Origin of the sequence: Acinetobacter brisouii (genome assembly GCF_008993995.1) — a bacterium.
In the GTDB taxonomy this organism is placed as follows: Bacteria; Pseudomonadota; Gammaproteobacteria; order Pseudomonadales; family Moraxellaceae; genus Acinetobacter; species Acinetobacter brisouii_A.
Genome location: NZ_BKNN01000164.1, coordinates 1 through 910, shown reverse-complemented (window position 1 = coordinate 910; position 910 = coordinate 1). Strand labels below are relative to the sequence as shown.

Annotated in this window: 1 protein-coding gene; it reads right to left on the bottom strand. The window is 44.5% G+C overall.

All coding sequences use genetic code 11. The features are described from left to right. Window positions 1-719, bottom strand: a 719-nt coding sequence (gene mobQ, locus GBN19_RS15460) for a MobQ family relaxase (protein WP_151778705.1), incomplete at its 3' end; no start/stop codon positions are given. Window positions 720-910: the final 191 nt, after the last annotated feature.

Below are 910 nucleotides of genomic sequence, written 5' to 3'. Positions count from 1 at the left end.
AAACGGCTGATTTCAGTGTCTATGCCTTGTCTGCGTAATTGTGTGACTTTGGTGCCTTCATGGATGGTGGCTTGTAGTCCGTTGTTCTGATCGGCATAGCTACGATGGTCTATTTTTTCTCGGTAGCCTGCACGTTCCAATGCTTTATTGGCTAAGTCTGCCCAAGTTTCTCGAATTTGCTTAATATCTTCTTGGGTTGTCCCCATGCCAAGGCTTTTTCGTTTGGCGTTGCTGAGTTCAATATCGGTTTTGGTGGTCAGAGTGAGTTTATTGTCTGCGTCTAATTCGGCTTTTCGGGTTGTGAGCATGATATGGGCGTGATGGTTTTTATCATTACCGCCTTTGCTCGGTTCATGGATGGCTAAATCTGCGATTACGTCATAGCGATCAACTAAGGACCTGGCAAAGTCTTTTGCCAAGTCCTTACGTTGAACAGCGTCTAATTCATCAGGCAGGGCAATCACCCATTCTCTAGCGGTTCGGGCATCTTTGCGGTTCTCGGTTTTTTCTGCCAAGTTCCAAAGTTCGCCACGGTCAATTTCAATATCTAGATTAGAGATAATTTCAGAATGGGCGACACCTTCTTTTCTCGTAAAGTCATGGGTCAGCCCTGTGCGTTCATCTTCTAGTTTTTCACCTGCACGATAGGCACTCGATGCAACCGCAGTTCGTCCTGAACTTCGGTTAACTGTTTTAGTGGAACAATGATAGATTGCCATGCAGTCGCCTTGAGATGCTTTTGCTTTTAAAAAAATTGCGTAGCAGTTTTTTGGGGTTAAGGGGTATCCCCTTACGCAAACTTTGACTTGGATGAAATCCAAGTCGTAAGTGCGCATTTCATGAAAAACACGATAGCATATAGCTCGCTTGAACTCTAGTTCATAGAGCCTTATGCTTGAGTGGTTTTCTA